The organism is Rhodanobacter sp. FW510-R10 (genome assembly GCF_058781105.1).
This window is the reverse complement of record NZ_JBYSWL010000001.1, coordinates 2,606,638-2,626,745: the sequence shown is the minus strand read 5'-3', so window position 1 is coordinate 2,626,745 and position 20,108 is coordinate 2,606,638. Positions and strand designations below refer to the sequence as shown.

The following is a 20,108-nucleotide window of genomic DNA, read 5'->3' as shown; positions in this document are numbered from 1 at the left end:
TAGTAGCTACGGACTTTAGTCTACGCCGCACACCGCATAAGAGTTCAAGTGATGGCATGTTGCGACTGTGAATCAACCGGTCAAGCGTTGGCTCGCTCTGCGGCCCAGCGTCGCGTGTTATGGACGGTCTTATTCATCAACGTGGCGATCTTCGTGGGCGAATTCGGCGCGGGGCTTTGGGCTGATTCGACCGCGCTGCAGGGAGACTCCCTGGACAGTCTCGGCGATGCGTTGGTGTATGCGCTCAGTCTCTGGGCCGTGGGACAGGCCCTGCGGTGGCGGGCGGGGTCCGCTCTGGTGAAAGGCGGCATCCAGCTGCTGTTCGCGGGGATCGTGATCGCCGAAGTCGGCCGCAAGCTGGTGACGGGTGCCGAGCCCTTGACGGGTGTGATGGCGATCGCCGCCGGTGTCGCGCTCATCGCCAATCTCACCTGCCTCGCGTTGCTGACCCGATTTCGTTCGCACGACATCAACATGCGCTCGGTCTGGCTGTGCTCGCGCAATGACGTCATCGGCAATGCCGGCGTTTTGCTGACCACGGCACTCATGGCCTGGAGCGGCTGGACATGGCTCGATCTGGCTTTTGGCGCCTTGCTGGCGTTGCTTTTCGCGCGAACCGGTGTCGAGGTCCTGAGATCCGCGTGGCCGCAGTTTCGTTTGCACCCCTCGCACGTCCAGTGAACGCCATGCTGCCACCGAATCCCTCTCTGGCTATACTTCAACAATGATAACGACACGCATTCGCAATATCTTGCACCACGTCGCCGTGGCCGCCCTTCTGGTGTGGGGCATAGGCGCGCTGCCGGCACAGGCCGAGGACATCCCTTCCGCCGTCCCGCAGACCTGGCAGATGCTCGACTACCTGGCGACCGATTACGCGGGCGCGGTGAAGGATGGCGCTGTGATCAGCACGTCCGAGTACGCCGAGATGCGGGAGTTCACGGCGACAGCGCGATCGCGTATCGCCGCGTTGCCACCGACCGTCGCCACACCGGCACTATTGCAACAAGCCGATACGTTGGTGGCCTCGGTCGAGGCCAAGGCGACACCCGCGCAGGTGGCGACGCAGGCGCATGCACTGGCCGATGCGTTGCTGCAGGCGTACCCGGTGCCGACCGCACCGGAACGCGCTCCCGATCTGGCGCGCGGGGCAACGCTCTATCAAAACCAGTGCGCCGCTTGTCATGGCGCCACCGGACACGGTGACGGGCCCGCTGGCCTGCTGCTATCGCCCCGACCGGTGAACTTCACCGATCAGACGCGGGCCGATCAACGCAGCGCGCTGTCGTTGTATGAGGTGATCAGCCAGGGCGTGGCAGGCACGCCGATGGCGAGCTACGCGCAGCAACTCTCTTCCGATGACCGCTGGGCGCTGGCGTACTACGTGGGTTCGCTGGCTTACGCCAAGGAAGCGGTCGCCGGTGCCGATACCTGGCAACACGACACTGCCGCGCGAGCGCAGATCGCGGATCTGAAGGAGCTGTCGCGTGCGCGTGTTGCGCAGCTGACACCTACTCTTGGTGCAGAGCGTGCTCGGACGATCGTGGGTTACTTGCGAGCTCACCCTGACGTCATCCAGCAGCAGGCCTTGGCCGGCATCCCCCTGGCACGGGCGCGACTGGCGGCGAGCCTGACGGCTTACCGTGCTGGTGCGAAGACGCAAGCCACCCAGCTGGCGCTATCCGCCTACCTCGATGGCGTGGAACCGGTCGAACCGCAACTCAATGCACGTGACAGCGCGCTGCGCGCCCAGCTCGAAACGTCGATGGGTGCCTATCGCAGCGCATTGTCGGGTAACACTCCCGTGGAGTCGGTGGTGAAACAGGCCGATGCCATTGATGGTCTGTTGGTACGCGCACAGGAAGTCACCGCCGATGCGGCGAGCGATGCGGCCGCCATCTTCTTGGGTGCCTTCACCATCCTGGTTCGCGAGGGTCTGGAAGCCCTGCTGGTCGTGGTCGCACTGCTCGCTTTTCTACGCAAGGCCGCGCGACCCGAAGCGCTGCGCTACGTGCATGCGGGCTGGATCCTTGCGCTCGTGGCCGGTGGCATCACCTGGGCGATCGCCAGCTATGCGATCTCCATCAGCGGTGCCGGTCGTGAATTGACCGAGGGACTGTCGTCGCTGTTTGCGGCGTTCGTGTTGCTCGGGGTCGGTCTGTGGATGCACCAGAAGAGCATCGGTGGTCGCTGGCAGGCGTATCTAAAGGAAAAGATGGCGGCCGCGCTCAACCGACGTTCGGCGTGGTTCCTGTTCGGACTGGCCTTCATCTCGGTGTACCGCGAGGTGTTCGAGAGCATCCTGTTCTACGCTGCGTTGTGGAACGACGGCCAGGAAGTGTGGCTGCTCAGCGGCATCGCCGCCGGTGCCGCGGTGCTGGGGCTAATCGCCTGGGTGCTGCTGCGCACCAGCCGGCGGCTGCCGATCGGCACATTCTTCTCCGCCAGTTCGGCGCTGATCGCCGTGCTCGCCATCGCGCTGACTGGCAAAGGTATCGCCGCCCTGCAGGAGGCCGGCTGGGTCGCGGTGAGCGTGGCGCCAGTGCCGCATATCGAATTGCTGGGCATCTATCCGACCTGGCAATCCTTGTTGGCCCAGTTGGCGATTTTGGTGCTGCTGGCTGTCGGATTCGTGTTCAATATCCGTCGTGGCCGTCAACGACTCCCGTCACCTCCAACGACTCGGGAAGTGCTCCCCGATGCAGACTGAAGGCGACAAGACATGAGCGACTGCGGCTGCCACGTGCAAGCGACCAATGAAGCGGAACGCCGAATTCTGCGCGTCGCCTTGGGGCTCAATGCCACGATGTTCGTGGTCGGCATCGTCGCGGGGCTGATCGCCCAGTCGATGGGATTGATCGCCGACTCGCTGGATATGCTGGCCGATGCGAGTGCCTACGGCATCGCCCTGCTGGCGTGGGCGCGCAGCGCGAGCTTCAAGGCCTCGGCGGCACAACTGAGCGGAACACTGCTTTTGGTGCTGGGGCTAGGCGTCTTGCTCGGTGTCGTGTGGCGCCTTGTGATGGGAAGCCACCCCGAGGGCTTATGGATGACGGGCATCGCCTTGGTGGCTCTCGTCGTCAACACCACGGTGCTGCGCTTGCTGGAACGCTTTCGTCATGGTGAGGTGCATTTGCGAGCGACTTGGCTATTTACCCGGGTCGATGTCCTCGCGAACTTGGCGGTCATCGTCTCCGGTGTGCTGGTGCTTCTATGGCACAGCGCGGTGCCTGATCTGGTGATCGGTACGGCCATCGCCTGCTATGTACTGAAGGAGGCGCTGGGCATTCTGCGCGAAGCGAAGGAAGCGCGGGTTGCCGCCAGCGAATCGATCGTCAAACCATGACCGCTCCGGCATTGGGGCTTGGCCCGGTGGTGTATGCCGTTGACCTTCGACTGTTCCACGCCATCCATCCGTCTACACCGCCGTCGCCCGCGATGCTGCATCTGGCGCGCGGTCTGGCCGATGGGCCGTTGATCCTGACCGCTGCTCTCCTTGGGACGATGCTGATGTTTCCTCGGTGGTCGATGCGCTCGATCGCCCTGAAAGCGGTGGGTGTCGCTGCCGTGGCACTACTCCTGAATCTGGTCATCGGCGCTGTCTGGGATCGAGCGCGCCCCTTCGTGGCCGGTGTCGGCCAAGCATGGGTCTCCCATGCGGCGACCGGCAGCTTTCCCAGCGACCACCTGACCGTGCAGTGGGTCGTCGCCGGCATACTGTTGCTGAATCAACGCAGCCGAGTTTGGGGCATCGGGATCGCACTGCTTGGTCTGCTCATGGCATGGGCACGCATCTACCTGGGCGTGCATTATCCCGGCGATATGCTGGGAGCCCTCGCGATAGGTGGGCTGGCCATGCTGAGTGGCTGGGCTGGGGTTGCGAGCCAGCCCCACGCCGTCCAACGGCGGTGACCACGTAGCCGCGCATACTGTCGGCCTTCCACCGTGGCCAGCGTCGCCAGCGGCGCACGCGATCGCCCAGGTTCATCGGCATCGCACGCACAATGACGTGCGCAGGCTTGAGACAGGACGACGGTTCCCGTCGCAGCCACGCCACGCCGACGGGGAGTCATCGCGTGGAAGCGGCACCGGGCTCGCGGTTTGGCAAAGCGACTGTGTGAGGTCAAACCTTTTGCGGCTCCTCGCACCCCAGCCCGCACGACGTTGTTTCGACCTGCAGCGTCACGTGATGGATGTCAAAGCGCGCCTCCAGCATCTGCGCCAGCCGGAGCCGCAGCGCTTCTGCGTCTGATGCGTCGCCATCCATGATCACATGCGCCGCCATCGCCGAACGCGTGCTGCTGAGCGCCCATACGTGCACATCGTGCAGCGCAGCCACGCCCGGAGTGGCCAGCATTTCGGCGCGGACCCGTTCAGTATCGACGCCACGAGGCGTCCCCTCCATCAGGACATTCCCGGCCTCTCGCAGCAATGTCCATGTCCGCGGCAGCACCCACAGACCAATCAACACGGCGATGATTGGATCGGCAATGTAAAAGCCGGTGAACTTGATGATCAACGCGCCGATGATTACGCCGACCGAACCGATCATGTCGGCCCAAACTTCCAGATAGGCGCCTTTCACGTTGAGGTTTTCACCGCTGCCGGCCTTGAGCAATCGCATCGAGATGAGGTTGATCACCAGCCCGAGCACCGCGATCACCAGCATGCCGGTGGAGGCCACCGACGGCGGTTCGCTGAAACGCCGCACCGCCTCCCACAAGATGTAGCCGGCGACGAGGAACAGCAAGCCACCATTGACGAGTGCGCCGATGGCTTCCATGCGCGCGTAACCATAGGTGCGTTTCGCATCGGGGGGACGTCGTGCCAGGCGCACGGCGGTCAGCGAGATCGTCAGCGCGATCACATCGGTCGCCATGTGTGCCGCGTCCGACAACAAGGCCAAGCTGTTGGTAAGCAGACCGCCGATGATCTCGGCGACAAGAAACATACTGGTCAGGCCGAGTGCCCACCACAGCGGCGTCTCGTGCCTGATCTCCGTACCCACATGATCGTGCCCGGCATTCATCAGTTGTCTCCACTCACGTAGCTTCGCCACGCCATGCGGAACACCCGCCATGCCGAGCGCAGAAACATCAACAACAACGCCGACGCAACCAGCAGATCGGGCCAGCCGGCGCCGAAGAAGCCGACGCCGGCGGCCGCTGCCAGCACGGCGACACCTTCGAACACGTCATTGCGCGAGCATTCCCAGGCCGAGGCCATGTTGACGTCGCCTTTGCGGTAAGGCAGCAGCAGGCGCAGGCATGCGGCATTGGCGACCAGGTTCAGCAAGGCGGCGATACCGATCGCCTCGAAGATCGGCACGCCAGGATGCAGGAGACGCCAGCCAATCTGGATGGCGACTGCAAGCGCCGCACCAAGAATCAGTGCGCCCTTGAACAGCGCCACCCGGGCCTTCGCGCGGTCACTGGCACCAACAACCGCAAGGCTCAAGAGGTAGGTGAGCGCATCCCCAAGATTGTCCAACCCGCCGGACAGCAGCGACGACGAACCGCTGTAGATCGCCGCGGCCAGCATCATCGTGAAAGTAGCGAGGTTGATCGCCAGAACGATCATCAACACCCGACGCTGCCGCGCCTGCAACGCGGCAATATCGATGGTGGTGGCACAACACGTATCAGACATGAGCCGGTAACCCGATGGATTGGATGCATGCTTCAGGTATTGGAATCCCTCATGGCGGCGACCACTCTACGCGGCCGCCGCCGTGTTATGAAATGACACCGATGCAGCGACGTGAGTACTCCCGCTGCCCCGATTAGTCGTTATCCACACGCCCGTCGATCGGCCACGCCCGATCCACCGTGCTCTGGTAGACCCAGCCCGCAACACTCTGGCCGGTGCGTCCGTGCAAACGGATCAGCTGCACGGCCCGTTCGGCTTGGTCGTCCTCGCAAAACACTTCGAGCTTGATCTGCTTGGTCACCCGTTCGCCCAGTTCCATCGAATAGATCTGTTCCTGGGCACTGAGCGCGGTCAACAACCCTTTGACGTCGCTCACCGAGAGATAGCGGAACCCACCGTCCTCCAGGGCATGGATGACGTCGACCACGCGGCCGCGATGGATGAATGCCTTTACTTCTTTCATGGGGTGTTCTCCTTGGCGAGGCGCCGGGCGGCGCGTTCTTCGATCCAGTCGTAGAGCACCGGCAGCAGCACCAGCGTCAGCAACGTCGAGGTGATCAGCCCGCCCACCACCACGGTGGCGAGCGGACGCTGGGTTTCGGCACCGACGCCGCTGGACAACAGCATCGGCACCAGGCCCAGGATCGCCACGCTGGCGGTCATCATCACCGGGCGCATGCGTAGCGCGGTGCCGCGGATCACCGCCTCGCGCACGGGCAAGCCTTTCTCACGTTGCTCGTTCAAGAAACTCACCAACACGATGCCGTTCAACATCGCCACGCCGAACACCGCGATGAAGCCGATCGCCGAGGGCACCGACAGGTACTGCCCGGTAATCGCCAGCCCGACGATGCCGCCAATAGTGGCGAACGGCACGTTGGCCAGGATCAGCGTGGCGTGCTTTACCGAGTTGAACGCGGTGTAGAGCAAGACGAAGATGAAGAAAATCGTCGCCGGCACGATCAGCGACAACCGCTTCAACGCCCGCTGCTGGTTCTCGAATGCGCCGCCCCATTCGCTGTAGTAGCCGGTCGGCAGCTTCACCTGCTGCGCGATGGCGGCATTGGCCTCCTTGACGAAGCCGTCGATGTCGCGACCACGCACGTCCATTTGGATCACCGCATAACGCTGCAGCTGTTCCCGACGGATGAACGAATAGCCTTCCGCATCACTGACCTCGGCCACTTGCGACAACTGCACCAGCGCGCCACTGGCCGTGCGGATCGGGATGCGCTGGATCGCCGGCAAGGACGCCTTGTCCGCATCGTCCAGCCGCACCGCGATGTCGAAGCGTTTCACGCCATCGAGCAGGGTCGTCACCGGTTCGCCACCGATGCCGTTCTTCACCACGGTCAACACGTCGTCGGCGTTCAAGCCATAGCGGGCCAGTGCATCGCGATCCACCTTGATGCGGATCTGTGGCTTGCCGATGTTTGCCTCCAGCGCGAGATCGGCCACGCCGGGCACCCCGGCCAGCGCGTTTTTGATGCGGCCGCTCAGGCGATCCAGCTCGCCCAGATCATCGCCGTAGATCTTCAGCGCCAACGTGGCGCGCACACCGGAGATCAGTTCCTCGATACGCATCTGGATCGGCTGGGTGTAACTCACCACCGCGGTGGGCAAGGCCGCCGACAGTTCTTTCTGCATGGCCTCCTCGATGCTCTCCAGCGTCTCGCCCTTGCGCCATTGATCCTTAGGCTTCAGCGGGGTGTACACCTCCATGTAATTCACGTCGGCTGTCTCGCCTTTCTCGGCGCGACCGATCATTGCCAGCGTGGTTTCCACTTCCGGAAACTTCTGTTTGATCAGCGTCGACACCTGTTTGGAGATGGCGATCGACTCGTCGAGCGATGCCGACGGGATCGAGGTGATCCGCCACATGATGGCGCCTTCCTTCAGGTTGGGCATGAACTCCTTGCCGAGGAACGGGAACAGCGCGAGGCTGCCGAGCAAGGCACCGGCGGCGATGCCCAACACCAGTTTGCGACGTGCCAACGCCCAGGCGAGCACCGTGGCGTAATGGCGTTTCAGGAACGCCACCAACCAGGTGTCCTTCTCTTCCTTCGGTTTCAGCACCAGCGCGGCGAGTACCGGGATCAACGTCAAGGCGAGAATCAGCGATCCCGCCATCGCGAAGCTGATGTTGAACGCCATCGGCTTGAACATCTTGCCTTCCAGTCCTTGCAAACTGAACAGCGGCAGGAACACCACGATGATGATCAGGATCGCAAACGCCATCGGATTGGCCACCTCGCGGGCAGCCGCCAGCACCGCGGCGGTGCGATCCACCGGGAGCCCATGCGCCTTGCGCTCGGCCATGATGCGGTAGGCGTTCTCCACCATCACCACCGCGCCGTCCACCATCATGCCGATGCCGATCGCCAGGCCCGCCAGCGACATCAGGTTGGCCGAGAGGCCGACCTGATTCATGCAGATGAAGGCGATCAGCATGGCCAGCGGGAGCGCCACCACCACCACGATGGCGCTGCGGAACTCGCCCAGGAACAGGAACAGGATGATCGCGACCAGGATCGAACCTTCGATCAAGGCACGCACGGCGGTTTCCACGGCCGCATTGACCAACTCGGTGCGTTCGTACACTGGCTTGACCACGACGCCGGGCGGCAGCGCCTGCTTCACCGTGTCGAGCTTGGCTTTCACCGCATCGACCACGCTCTTGGCGTTCTCGCCGATGCGGGCAAGCGCCTGGCCCATCACCACTTCCTTGCCATCGCGGGTCACCGCACCGGTGCGCGGTGCGCCCGCTTCGGTGATCGTGGCCACATCACGCACGTAGACCGGGGTACCGTCCTCGGTCTTGAGCACGATGTTGCCCAGATCCTTCGCGTTCTGGATCAGGCCCAGTCCACGCACCAGGTACTGCTCGCGGCCCACATCGACGAAGTTGCCGCCGACCTGGGCGTTGTTGGCCTGCAGCGCCTCGATCACGTCCTTGAAGCCGAGCTTGTGCGCGATCAGCTTCATCGGGTCGATGCGTACCTGGAACTGCTTTTCCTGGCCGCCCCAGGAGGTGACGTCGTCGACGCCGGGGGCGGTGCGCAGGATCAGGCGGATGGTCCAGTCCTGCAGGGTGCGCAGGTCCATGTCGTTCGGCGCGGTGCTGGCGGTAGCACCCTTGAGCTTGTTGTCGGCTCGCTCGACGGTGTACCAGAACACCTGGCCGAGGCCGGAGGTGTTCGGTCCCATCGCCGGTTTGCCGTAACCCGCCGGCAAGCGATCGCCGACCTGCTGCAGCCGTTCGTTGACCAGCTGACGGGCGAAGTAGATGTCCATGCTGTCGTCGAAGTACACCGACACGTAGGACAAGCCGAACAGGCTGACCGAGCGGATCTGTTCCACCTTGGGCAGGCCGGCCAGTGCCGACTCCACCGGCGTGGTCAGCAGTTGTTCCACGTCCTCTGCCGCAAGTCCCGAGGCTTCGGTGTACACATTGACCTGCACCGGTGTGACGTCCGGGAAGGCATCGATGGGCAGCTGACGCACCGCCTGAAAACCAAGGAAGCCGATCACCACGAAAACGATCAGCACCAGCACCTTGTAGCGCAGGGAGAATTCAACCAGACGTTCCAGCATCATTCTTCTCCCAACTGCGAGCGCAGCAAACGGGCCTTCAAGGCGAAGGCGCCCTTGCGCACGTAGGTGTCGCCGGCCTTGAGGCCCTGGGTGACCATCGTCCAGCCATCACGGGTGTCGCCGACCATCACCGGCGCCGGCTCGAACGTGCCGTTGCCTTTGGCCAGGAACACGGTCGGCTGGTTTTGCAGCAACACGATCGCTTCGGCCGGTACCGCCAGCTTCGGCACCGCCTCACCGACCGCGATGCGCGCTTCGACCAATTCGCCCGGGCGCAGGAGGTTGTTCGGGTTGGCAACTTCGATGCGCACCGGCACGGTGCGGGTGCGTTCGTTCGTCTGCGACGAACTCAGGATGACCTTCCCCGTCAGCGTCTGGTCGTGCGCCAGCACGCGCGCGTCCATGCCGGGTTGCGCGCGGGCCGCATCGCCCGGCGCGAGTTGCGCCTCGACCCAGACCGCGTCGTCGTTGACCAAGGTAAACAGGGTACGGCCGGGCTCGACGCGTTCGCCGATGAGGAACTCGTCACTGGCGATGCGCCCGGCGGTCGGCGCCAGCAATGCATAGCTGCCATCCGCCTTGGCGGAACCCGCGCGCAGCATGCCGCGGATCTGGCCGTCGGATAGCCCGTAGGCACGCAGCTTGGCACGCGCCTGATCGCGCTGCACCTTCGCTTCGTTGTAGCGTCGTGCCGACACCGCCTGCGGTCCCAGCGACGCGATCCGTTGCCAGTCCTGTTCGGCCACGATCAACGCGCCTTGCGTCTCGGCGACCTGCACGCTGGAGAGCACCACCAACGGCGCACCGGTTTTCACCACGTCGCCGAGCTTGGCCTTGCGGGCCAGCACCTGCGATTCGACGCGCGGCGACACCAGCACGGTGGAATACGCATCGGCTTTCACTTCGCCGGGGGCTTTCAGTTCATCGGTCAGGGCGCGCGTGGCGGCCTTGTCGAGCACGATGCCGGCGTCCTTGATCGCCTTGGCATCCAGCGCGAGCGGATTGGCGGGTGCGGGTTCCTGCGCCATGACAGGGCCGGCCAACGCGGCCAGCAGCGCCATGCCCAGCAGGCTGCGTTTCAAAAGAGAGAGATTCATCGGGGGATATCCTGATTAAGGCCGTCCTGAGTAGGACCGTCCTGAGTGCGGCCATCGAGCCAGTCGGTCAGACGGCCCGCAGCGGTGAGGTAGTCGAACCAGGTCTGCCAGGTTTGGCTTTCCAGTTCCTGGCCGGACAGCGCGGTGTCCAGGCTCTGTTTGAGCTGCACGAGGTAATCGGACGTGCTGATTTCGCCGGCACGCCAGAGCTTCTCCAGCAACGCGGTGCGATCCTCGAATGCAGCGGCCCGGCCGCTGCGAAAGGCTTCGGTCGCACTGCGCAAGGCGGCGTAACGGGCTTGCGCTTCCTGCAGTCCGGCGCGCAGCACAAACTGGCGTGAGCGCACACCGGCCGCCGCTGCATCGGCTTCCGCACGGGCGGCATCCACTTCGGCACGTCCGGTGTTGAGCACCGGCAACGGAATGGACACGCTCAGACCGATCACCTGATCGGTGCGCGGCCCGCTGCGTACCTGTCCGCCGGTCAAGCTCAGCGTGGGATCGGGGATACGTGCCCGGCGGGCGACTTGCACCCCGGCCTCGGCACTCGCTTGCTGGGCGCGGGCCTGGCGCAGTTCGGGCAGTTCATCGACGGGCAACGGCGTAACACTGCCCGCCGCCGGTGACATACCGTTGGGCAACGGTGGCAACGCGGTCAGTTGATCGCCACTGATGGCCAGCAACGCCGCACGAGCTGCCGCTTCATTGCCCGCGAGTGTGGCTTGTTGCACCTGCGCCTCACCGAGCGCCAAGCCGGCCAAGTCGCGTTCCGGACTGCTGATGTCGCCCACCTTCAACCGCTGTGCGGCCAAGTCATCGAAGCGCTTCATCAGCGCCAGGCGGCGTTGCCCCAGTTCGCTCTGTCGGGCTGCGAGTGCGGCCGTCGACCAGGCTTTCAGCCAGCGGGTGGCCACATCGCGACGCAGCAGGTTGTAGCCAGCTTCGGCCGCCAGCAGGTCGGCCTCGCCCTGGCTGGCGCGAGCGCGGCGTTTGCCGGACAGATCCAGCGGCAGGCTGATGCCGGCCGTGCGCCGATTGGCGTCGGCATTCTCCGCATCAAGCGACAGCGAGGGGTTGTACAGCGGCTGCGCAGCGGCACGCGCACGGGCCTGGGCAGCATCCAGATCCGCGCGCGCGGCCTGCACCTCGGGACTGGCTTGCCAGATACGGCGCACCGCATCCTGCAAGGGCGACGTCGACAACGATGTCGGCAGGGGAGCTACCGGTGGGGAGAAAGGGGATACGGGCGCGGCACTGAGCATCGCCGCGTACAACAGACACACGGCGCCGATGGGCACCGAACGAAAAACAGACATGAAGCGATCTCCTGAAAACGGTCACGAAGCGACGAACTGCACCGGCGGTGGCGTCGCGTAACGGAGCGGTTTCAGGCGATCGGAGGGCGCAGCAGCGAGCCGGTCGTGGCCGGCGTGAATCCCGAATGGAGGGTGAGCGGTGCGAAGCGTGCTTCCATCATGGCGATGGGAAGCGATGCGCTGACGGGGAACGTCACCGAATGGGCACAGGCACAGTGGCAACTGCGCCCTTCACCCAGAAGACAGGAGTTCGCATCGTCAGCCGATACCGAACTGACGGCGGTGTCCGCCAACAGGGTGGTCGGGGCAGCAGCGGTCGCCGACGCGAATCGCGCTCCCGGTCCATCGGCCACGCAGATCGATCCGCTGACCAGTTTGATCAGCAACACGGCCACGGCCAACACCCACAATCCGCGGTGGCGGCGCAGGCGAGTCAGCAGTGATGGCGCAGACCGATACATCCCATGATCCTATACGACAGCCACGCTGTTAGACAATTTCACTTGGGCGCCGGTCGTGATGAATTCAGACAACCCCCTACCGGCACCGTTTGACCCCTATGAAGGATGGTCTACCCGCAGCACGACTTCTGTTGCTGGATCGGCGGACACGGCACGCTGCCGTACGAGCAGAACACGCAGCAGTCGCCCGCCTTGGGCCGGAGCAATTCGCCGCAGCCCTCACAGTCGTAGAAGAACTGGCAGGCGTCGGTCGGCATGGTCTCGGTGGCCTGATGGTCGCAATGCGGGCACGTCAGCGTGCTCTGCAGGATGGGCTCAACCGCCATGGTTTTGCGCCGTAGCCGGAAAACCCGCCTCGGTAACCGTGCGCGCCAGTGTCGACTCCGTCGTGCGATCGGCATCGAACGTCACAGTGACAGTCTCGGCCTTGAGATCGACCTTCGAGCTCGTGACACCCGCTATGCGGCTCAAGGCTTTCTTGATCGTCACACTGCAGCTCGGGCACGTCATGTTCGCCGCATGCAGCACGGCCGTGGTGGGTGTTGCCGCATGAGCCATGCCCAGCCCCAAGATGGCGACCATTACGAATAGCCACTGACGCATCGTTCGTCTCCTACAAAAACCAGCCAATGAAATAGGGAAACAGCAACAACGGCACGGTCAGCACGGTGGCTGTCCACAGCCAAAACCGCCGCCGCCGCAAGACCGTCGGCTCGACGCAGGTGCCCTCGGTGCGGCAACGCGACCATGGCCCATACAGCGTCCAGAACGCGAGACCAAGGCTAAGCAAAGTGGCCGCGATGAACCATGGACGCCAGGGATCGAGCGCCGTGAGATAGGCGATCCACGCCCCGCTGATGCCCAGCAACACCAGCACCAGCGGTACCACGCAACACACGGATGCCCCGATCGCCGCGAGCAGCGCGACGATCACGGCGGGTAGCGACGATTTGGCTGGTAACGTATTCATGAGCGCATACTAACTTCCGTACCCAACTACGGAGTCAAGCATGACTTCCGCCCTCACCATCGGCCGGCTGGCCCTGGCCGCCGACGTCCACATCGAGACCGTGCGCTACTACCAGAGGTTCGGCCGGGATTCTGGAAATTTCCGCAAAAAGAACCATAAGCCGTTGAGCCTACAAAGCAAATTTGATGTCTTTGGCCATCGCGCTCTTGTACCGATCCAAGTCCAATGAGTAATGGCCTAGCCGGTTGATATGCTCGCGCCGGTATGGCGAAAGCCGATTGAGCAACTCTTCGCTGAGTGGCACGCCCTGCTCTTGAAGTCCTTTCAGCGTGCGCGACATCGTGTGGACGTTGTGCAGGATCACCATGTTGGCCACGAGGTGGTTGTACTTCACGACCTTTCGCTGCTCGTGGCGGATGTTTTCCGCAATGATTCCGTCATTTGCGAAATGCAGCCACTGGGCGAAGTCGTTGAACTGCTCGCTCTTGTTCGTCGACTGGTGGATCACGCGGCGCAGCTCGACGTCGTTGATGTAGTTCAGCAAGAATCGGGTTCGTATCGCGCGTCCGAGCTCGCGAAACGCGAAATACAGCTTGTTCTTCCGGCTCGCCACACCCAGGCGCCGGAGGATCATCGAAGGGGTAATCCGCCCCGCCTTGATCGAAATGGCCACGCGCAGCATGTCCGGGTAGTGGCGCTCGATAAGCTCCCAGTTGATCGATTCGGTGAACAAGCTATTGATGTGCCCGTACTTGGTTTTCCGATCGGGCTTGTAGAACACCAATTGCTTGATGCCACGGATGCGTGGCATGAGGCGAATACCCAGCAGGTGCGACAAGCCGAACACGGGCGCACTCTGAGCTTGGGTATCACCGTGGACCGTGTCCGGCTGCACGTTAGATTCGTTCTTGATCAGGCCGTCAAGGATGTAGACCGCCTCATGCACACCACACGGAATGAAATTGCTGAAGAGCGCGATGTACATGTCCGAGACGTGGTAGTAGCCGATGCCGCCGTAGCCACCGTAGCGAATGTGGTACTCCGACAGCAGGTTCTGCTCGTAGATGCTCCACTTCGTGCCATCGGCGGAGACGTGTTTCCCTGTCCCCCAGAATTTTGGCAAAGCGAAGGTGTTGAAGGCATTGATCACTCGCACGATCGCCTTGTCCAAGCGTTCCTCGGTGATGTGGCGAAGGTTGAGCCAGGCGACCTGTTTGCGGCTCAGCCCCTGCACGGAGCGAGCCGTCTGCGTGGGGCCCAGATTGCACCCGTAGCAGAACAAGGTCGTGATGAAGCGCTTGCGCGGGTCGTCGATCTTGGCTTCGAAGCCAGACAGTGGCCCGAACAGCCGGTGCAGATCGAGCCACTGCTCGGTCTCGGTCAGTAGATCCAGGATGTTGACGGACGGCAGCTCCTCCTTGAGTCGCGCTTCCAGCAGGGCCAGTTCCGGTGGATCCTGTTTACGATCAAGCCGCTGGATCACCAGACCGTTTTCACCGATCCGCACGAATTCGTTCTCGGGGAAGCTGTCGTCGACATGCTTGGCTAGCGTCGACATCTCCGCTTTGAGCTGCGCGACAAAGCCGGCACCGTCCTTGGGCAGTGAGGTGATGTCGCAGTAGCGGCTCAATTCACCACCGTACTCCTCCCAGGACACCAGGTGTTCGCGGTAGTCATCGAAGTCGTTGCTGTGTGCGGAATACAGGTCGCCGGACTGCAGGTCTTTCATGATCGACATGCAGATGAAGAGTTCAAGGTATTTTCGGTGGATCCGAGACTCGCCCTCGGGCGACGCCACCGCGATCAGGCGATACCAGGCATCGGGCAGCCAGCGCTTCAGGTCGATCCCGTTGGGAAGGTGCGCGGGCTCAAGATGTTCGCGGCGTGCCGTGCGCCATTCGCGGATCCAGGCGACGGCTCTTACCAGCGTATCGTCCTGTGAGCTGGACTGAAGTTCGAGTACGTCCAGGCACTGATACAGCAACGCCCGCTTGTCGCTGTAGGGTTTCAGCATGAAGGGCAGATAATTATTCCCCGCAAAGGCGGCATGCTCATCGCACTGGATGATCCATTGTTCCGGATCGTCGCCCAGCACCCGCTCCATGTTTTCCACACGCTTCTTCGCCGACTCGCCCTCCTGCATGGCAGCCAGCACCTCCCGAAACTGGCCAATCAGACGATCGGTCTGCTCGGCATGGTCCAATCGGTATTGGCGCAGCCGCTCCTCGGCCTGGTTGTCGATGCCATGCATGATCTTGATGAAGATGCTTGCGACGTCGTCAGTGGCTTTTTCCAGCTGCGACTGGATCAGCAGCACGGCCAATGTATGGCGCTTGAGCGGCTTGACGGTGCGGATGTCCTTGGCGTCCAACGCACGGGCTTCCAGCATCATCTGGTGGCGTTTGGTCACCGCCATCTCGCGGGTATCGGGCAGCCCGTGACCCAGGCTCTTGAGCCAGCGAATGTGCTCAAGGAATTTGGCTACCTCGCGAACCGTAGGCCTTTTCGGCTCGCGTTTGAGTTGATCCCAGAGGGTGATTCCCCGTCGCTGCAGGAGGAGATCGTCGAGCATCTGGCGCTGGTCGGCCGACAATTGCCCCGTGACCGATTTGAAGATCGCCGTGTTGACCGCGTTGCGCGCCGCCCGTGCTGCGCGCACCAGTTGGGTGAATCCGGGCAACTCGTACTTCTGCCGGACCAGTTCCTCGATGAGGACATTGATGATGTCCTCCAGTTCCTGTTTGGTCGCGGCCGCCTCGCGGGCGATCTGATCCAGCCAGGGCCAATCGGCATCCACCAACCGTCGCACACCAACGAAGTCACGAATCTTCCGCAGATGCAGCGAGCGGCTGCCTGATGCGTCGTACGCCTTCAATGCGCGCACGGTGGGGATGCGCATCTGAGCGCTGCCGCAGACATGATCAACAATCGCCCGCGGCAACGTTGACAACGGCTCGAAGTATCCCAAACGCTGAAGGACCTTGAGCTGGATCAGCAACAGTGCCTGAGTGGGCTTGCGTGCGGAGACGCCTATGGCAAACGCGCACTCGTCAGCGGTAGGTGTGTAGATGGCCGTCAAATCGCGGGCGCTGAGATCCTTTTTCAATTGAGGATAGGCAGTGTCCTGAATCGTGCTCATGCGGGTCCGCTAGGCGACGTGTCTGTCGCGGCCAAAAAGATGAAATTTAGAGCAACTTGATCCCGAAGGGCTTGACGGCCAGTGCGAAAGCACCAAAGCACACCACGGTGATGACAGCACTCAACGCCAACGCAGGCCAGAAGCCAAAACGCGCAAACAGGCGCGGAAAGACCGGGAACATCGGCAGCGTCGGCACGACATACCAAAACGTATACGGGCGAGCACTTCGACTATGAAGGCTGGCGTTTTGAGATCGTCGATATGGCGTCACGGCTATCGAACTCGGCGGACGCGGCTTCCATGGACGACGCCGACTGACAATACCGGCCGCCATGGACCGACGTCCCTCAGGGACGCGGCTGCATGACGCGCAGTGCGGTATGCCCCTGCAGGTCCTTGAGGGGAAAGTAGGCGCGATGGGTAGAAGGGTCGACGGCGACCACATGCGCGTGCGGCCCAAGCATGCCCTCGCCGAGCTTGGTCACGCCCGCCTGGGTCACGGAGAACAGCGAGACCACCCCGGATTCGCTGGCGATATACAGCCAGCCCTTGCCGGCATCGTAGGCCAGCACGTCCGGATCATCGCCGACCTCGAAGGAGGCCGTGACGCGGCGGCTCGTCAGGTCCAGCACCAGCAGTTTGTGGTTGTCCTCGCAGGCGATGAATGCGAGCCGCTGCGGCGGCACGATCTGCAGACCGTGATTCCCTTTCGCACCGGGCAGGTCGATGCGTGCGACCACCTTGTCGGTGGCCGGGTCGATCTCGACCAGCTGTCGCCGCGTCTGCACGTTGGCGAAGATGTGTCTGGAAACGGGGTCGTACTGGGTGTTGCCCACTTCGCCGCCAAGCGTAATCGTCGCGACGCGCTGATTCGTGCGCACGTCGATCACCGTATCGGTCGCGCCGTGCTCATCGGAGACGTAGAGCTTGTGCTGGTCCGGGACATAGGCCATGCCGTCCGGATACACTCCCGCCGGTGCCCGCGCCACGACCTTCAGACTGTTCGCGTCGATCGCGACCACTTCGTTGGTCCCGGTGGCTGAGGCATAGACGCGCCCGAGTTCCGGGATCGCCAGTACCCCGTGGACCTTGCTGATATCAGGAATTCGCGTTACCACCCGCTGCGTCTGGGTATCGAACACGATGACGGCACTGTCGCCCAAGTGTGCAATGAACAGCAGGTGCCGTCCCGGGTCGTAGCTTGCATAGTCCAGGCGCGTGGTCTCGCCGCCGAGAGGTATATCCGCCACCTTGGTGAGCGGCAGGGTGTTGGAACCCACTGGCCCGGCGCAAGCGGTAGCTGCCACCAGGACGGCCACCAGTGATCCGATACCGCGAAGCAAGGTCGGCGTGCTCATACGTACTCCATCGATCCGGATGATGATCAAGAGCCCGGTGGCCAGCGATGCGTTTCACCCTGACCATGCCGGCACCAGGCATACAACGCGTCGTAGATCACCAGCCCGTGCTGCAGCATGGTGTGGTCGTTCTCGAACACCCGCGACAAGCCCAGCGAGATGGCGTACAGCCCGGCGGATTGAGGGGTCAGATCGAGACGTGAGGTGTCCGCGCCACGCACGATGGCGGCGAGCTGCTGCAAAGCGGGGTCATCGAGCGCATAGCGTTTGAGAAAGGCATCAAAACTGCAGAGGTCTCCCACGTGAGACAGCTCGGCGCCTGGAATGTCGTAGGGTACGGCGCCGGTCGCTTGCGCGACAGTGAATACCTGGTCTGTCGGTACGTACAGAAATTCTGGCGTCGCGTCGATGAACCGGGCGATCAGCCAGGGACAGGCAATCCGGTCGATCTTGGGACGTTCTCGCGTCACCCATTGCATGGCCGCACCTCCGCTGGACGGATTTCACGTGGCGCCACAATTATTGTAGAAGATATAACTAAAGCGTAGTGTACGCTACATGATTAATCCCCAGAGATGGCTGATGTTGGTCAGCAGCTTGCCCGGAAAGACGCAGACGGCCCGCATGCGGGTCTGGCGGGCACTGAAGGCGGCGGGCGCCAGCGCCATGCGAGATGGCGTATACGTGCTGCCGCAGGCCGACAACGCCCGTGTTGGCTTCGATGAACAGGCCGCCGAGATCACCGCGTCCGACGGCACCGCGCAGGTCATCGCTTTCGACAGTCAGGACGAGACGCAACAGCGTGCACTCGTGGCGCTGTTTGATCGCGGCGACGAGTACCACGAGCTGTTCAATCAGCTCGATGCGTTTCAGGTCAGGTTGGCGAGCCTGGAGGAGGCTGAGGCGCGGCGCGAGCTGGCCATGCTGCGTCGCGATGTCGCCGCGGTGGTGGAGATCGACTTCTTTCCTGGATCGCCACGGCGCCAGGTGGAGAGTGCCTTGACCGATGCCGAAGCCGCGTTGAACGCGCGGTTTTCGCCGGACGAGCCCCATGCCGCGCATGGCGCGGTGCCGCGCTGCGATCCGGCGCTATACCGCGGGCGCCTGTGGGCTACCCGCGAGCACTTGTGGGTCGACCGGGTAGCGTCGGCCTGGCTGATCCGCCGGTTCATCGATCGCAAGGCGACCTTCGCCTGGATCAAAACCCCGGCAAGCTGCCCGAAGAAGGCGGTCGGCTTCGACTTTGACGGCGCCGAGTTCACCCACCGCGGTGCCCGGGTGAGCTTCGAGGTGCTGCTGATCAGTTTCGGGCTGGGCGATGACCGCGGTCTCGCCCGTCTCGGCGCGCTGGTGCATTACCTCGATGTCGGCGGCGTGCCGGTGCCGGAGGCGGCAGGCTTCGCCGCGATCATGGCCGGCGCTCGTGCGACCCAGCCGGACGATGACGCATTGCTTCGCAGCATCGGCCCCGTACTCGACAGTCTGTACGCCGCTTATTCGGAACCGTTGGCGGAATGAGCTACCGCTGTCGATTCCATTCAACCACCACCCGGAGGTGTCTATGAATACGTCTACCCATGACCACCCGCGAGCCCTTCATGGCCGTCGTTTTCACCGGATGGCCGCGGCCATGCTCCTTGGCTTGGCGCTGCCGGCGCTGGCAGCCGGCCAGCTGGATCCGAAAGCCATTGGCGCGGCCAGTGGCGCGACCGCGACCACGACGCCGGATGGCGTCGTGAAAATTGGCTGGTCGCGTACCGATGTCGCCGTCACCGTGGATGGCATGAAACTGCCGCCGGCGGCGGGCCTGGGCTCCTGGGCCGCGTTCTCACCCATGGCGGGCGGACGTGCCATGGTGATGGGCGACACCGTGGTGTTCCAGGACGAAGTGGACGCCGCGATGGACGCGGCGTTTGCCCACGGTCTCACCGTCACGGCGCTGCACAATCACTTTTTCTACGACACGCCGAAGGTCTACTTCATGCACATCGGCGGCGAAGGCAGTCCTGAAACGCTTGCCGCCGGCGTCAAGGCCGTCTGGACGGCCATTCGCGCGGTGCGCCGCGCGCATCCACGGCCGGCGGCGGGATTCGCGGGGATAACGCCAACCGTCGGGCATATCAACGCGGATGCGCTCAGCAAGATCGTGGGTCAGCCGGCGGTCGACCTTCAAGGGATCGCCAAGATCACGATCGGGCGTACCGGCAGCATGCAGGGCATGCCGGTCGGCGGCTCGATGGGGCTCACCACCTGGGCCGCATTCAGCGGCAGCGACAACGCGGCCGCGATGGACGGCGATTTCATCATGGCCGCCACGGAAGTACAGCCCGTGCTGCAGGCCTTGCGCAAGGCCGGTATCCATGTGGTGGCGTTGCACAATCACATGATGGACGTGCAACCCGACTTGTACTTCACCCACTTCTGGGGCAAGGGGCCAGCTGCGGAACTGGCTCGCGGATTCCGCGCTGCGCTTGATGCGCAAGCCGCGGTCCACAAGCCCTGAGGGGTCGGGTCAACCCATGAC

19 protein-coding genes and 1 pseudogene are annotated in these 20,108 nt (G+C 63.3%); 6 read left to right on the top strand and 14 right to left on the bottom strand.

The window, feature by feature from the left end; all coding sequences use genetic code 11:
- The first annotated feature begins 114 nt into the window (after positions 1-114).
- From AC3WJB_RS11405 to AC3WJB_RS11390, 4 genes are all read left to right on the top strand, one after another.
- Positions 115-681 (top strand): cation efflux transmembrane domain-containing protein, encoded by a 567-nt coding sequence (locus tag AC3WJB_RS11405; RefSeq protein ID WP_206370854.1) that lies wholly within the window; start codon positions 115-117, stop codon positions 679-681.
- Between the two features lie 85 nt (positions 682-766).
- Positions 767-2,710, top strand: coding sequence for an FTR1 family protein (locus AC3WJB_RS11400; protein ID WP_492681603.1), 1,944 nt, complete (start codon positions 767-769; stop codon positions 2,708-2,710).
- Between the two features lie 12 nt (positions 2,711-2,722).
- Positions 2,723-3,346: a cation efflux transmembrane domain-containing protein gene (locus AC3WJB_RS11395; protein ID WP_027485208.1), complete on the top strand. Its 624-nt coding sequence runs from the start codon at positions 2,723-2,725 to the stop codon at positions 3,344-3,346.
- Positions 3,343-3,912 (top strand): phosphatase PAP2 family protein, encoded by a 570-nt coding sequence (locus AC3WJB_RS11390; RefSeq protein ID WP_027485207.1) that lies wholly within the window; start codon positions 3,343-3,345, stop codon positions 3,910-3,912. The genes AC3WJB_RS11395 and AC3WJB_RS11390 overlap by 4 nt, the downstream gene beginning before the upstream one ends.
- A gap of 211 nt (positions 3,913-4,123) precedes the next feature.
- Here the strand turns inward: AC3WJB_RS11390 and AC3WJB_RS11385 are convergent, their stop codons facing one another.
- The 14 genes and pseudogenes from AC3WJB_RS11385 to AC3WJB_RS11320 form a co-directional block, all read right to left on the bottom strand.
- Positions 4,124-5,029, bottom strand: a complete 906-nt coding sequence (locus AC3WJB_RS11385; protein WP_043795557.1) for a cation diffusion facilitator family transporter — start codon at positions 5,027-5,029, stop codon at positions 4,124-4,126.
- Positions 5,029-5,649 (bottom strand): cation efflux transmembrane domain-containing protein, encoded by a 621-nt coding sequence (locus AC3WJB_RS11380; protein WP_027485206.1) that lies wholly within the window; start codon positions 5,647-5,649, stop codon positions 5,029-5,031. Before AC3WJB_RS11380 ends, AC3WJB_RS11385 begins: the two co-directional genes overlap by 1 nt.
- 133 nt (positions 5,650-5,782) lie before the next feature.
- Entirely contained in the window at positions 5,783-6,112 is a 330-nt protein-coding gene (locus AC3WJB_RS11375; RefSeq protein ID WP_027485205.1) for a P-II family nitrogen regulator, read from the bottom strand.
- A complete protein-coding gene (locus AC3WJB_RS11370; protein ID WP_063107839.1) occupies positions 6,109-9,243 on the bottom strand; it encodes an efflux RND transporter permease subunit in 3,135 nt (1,044 codons plus the stop codon). Before AC3WJB_RS11370 ends, AC3WJB_RS11375 begins: the two co-directional genes overlap by 4 nt.
- Entirely contained in the window at positions 9,243-10,340 is a 1,098-nt protein-coding gene (locus tag AC3WJB_RS11365; RefSeq protein ID WP_027485203.1) for an efflux RND transporter periplasmic adaptor subunit, read from the bottom strand. The genes AC3WJB_RS11370 and AC3WJB_RS11365 overlap by 1 nt, the downstream gene beginning before the upstream one ends.
- A complete protein-coding gene (locus AC3WJB_RS11360) occupies positions 10,337-11,515 on the bottom strand; it encodes a TolC family protein (protein ID WP_043795569.1) in 1,179 nt (392 codons plus the stop codon). The genes AC3WJB_RS11365 and AC3WJB_RS11360 overlap by 4 nt, the downstream gene beginning before the upstream one ends.
- A gap of 212 nt (positions 11,516-11,727) precedes the next feature.
- Positions 11,728-12,051 carry a hypothetical protein gene (locus AC3WJB_RS11355; protein ID WP_223250752.1) on the bottom strand — a complete coding sequence of 108 codons (324 nt, stop codon included), beginning with the start codon at positions 12,049-12,051 and terminating at the stop codon, positions 11,728-11,730.
- Between the two features lie 176 nt (positions 12,052-12,227).
- Positions 12,228-12,443, bottom strand: coding sequence for a GDCCVxC domain-containing (seleno)protein (locus tag AC3WJB_RS11350; RefSeq protein WP_027485201.1), 216 nt, complete (start codon positions 12,441-12,443; stop codon positions 12,228-12,230).
- Positions 12,433-12,720: a heavy-metal-associated domain-containing protein gene (locus AC3WJB_RS11345; RefSeq protein WP_027485200.1), complete on the bottom strand. Its 288-nt coding sequence runs from the start codon at positions 12,718-12,720 to the stop codon at positions 12,433-12,435. Before AC3WJB_RS11345 ends, AC3WJB_RS11350 begins: the two co-directional genes overlap by 11 nt.
- 10 nt (positions 12,721-12,730) lie before the next feature.
- The gene (locus AC3WJB_RS11340) at positions 12,731-13,087 is read right to left on the bottom strand and encodes a mercuric transporter MerT family protein (RefSeq protein WP_027485199.1); all 357 of its coding nucleotides are present in this window, start codon (positions 13,085-13,087) and stop codon (positions 12,731-12,733) included.
- 169 nt (positions 13,088-13,256) lie between these two features.
- Entirely contained in the window at positions 13,257-16,226 is a 2,970-nt protein-coding gene (locus tag AC3WJB_RS11335; RefSeq protein ID WP_068098909.1) for a Tn3 family transposase, read from the bottom strand.
- A gap of 46 nt (positions 16,227-16,272) precedes the next feature.
- A pseudogene (locus tag AC3WJB_RS11330) lies at positions 16,273-16,440 on the bottom strand (hypothetical protein); the annotation flags it as partial.
- A 133-nt stretch (positions 16,441-16,573) separates the two neighbouring features.
- A complete protein-coding gene (locus tag AC3WJB_RS11325) occupies positions 16,574-17,584 on the bottom strand; it encodes a YncE family protein (RefSeq protein WP_068098907.1) in 1,011 nt (336 codons plus the stop codon).
- A 26-nt stretch (positions 17,585-17,610) separates the two neighbouring features.
- A complete protein-coding gene (locus AC3WJB_RS11320; protein WP_068098905.1) occupies positions 17,611-18,063 on the bottom strand; it encodes a chromate resistance protein ChrB domain-containing protein in 453 nt (150 codons plus the stop codon).
- A gap of 103 nt (positions 18,064-18,166) precedes the next feature.
- Between AC3WJB_RS11320 and AC3WJB_RS11315 the strand changes: the two genes are divergently transcribed.
- Both AC3WJB_RS11315 and AC3WJB_RS11310 read left to right on the top strand, forming a co-directional pair.
- Positions 18,167-19,102: a chromate resistance protein ChrB domain-containing protein gene (locus AC3WJB_RS11315; RefSeq protein WP_235604421.1), complete on the top strand. Its 936-nt coding sequence runs from the start codon at positions 18,167-18,169 to the stop codon at positions 19,100-19,102.
- A gap of 112 nt (positions 19,103-19,214) precedes the next feature.
- Entirely contained in the window at positions 19,215-20,087 is an 873-nt protein-coding gene (locus AC3WJB_RS11310; protein ID WP_492681599.1) for a DUF1259 domain-containing protein, read from the top strand.
- Positions 20,088-20,108: the final 21 nt, after the last annotated feature.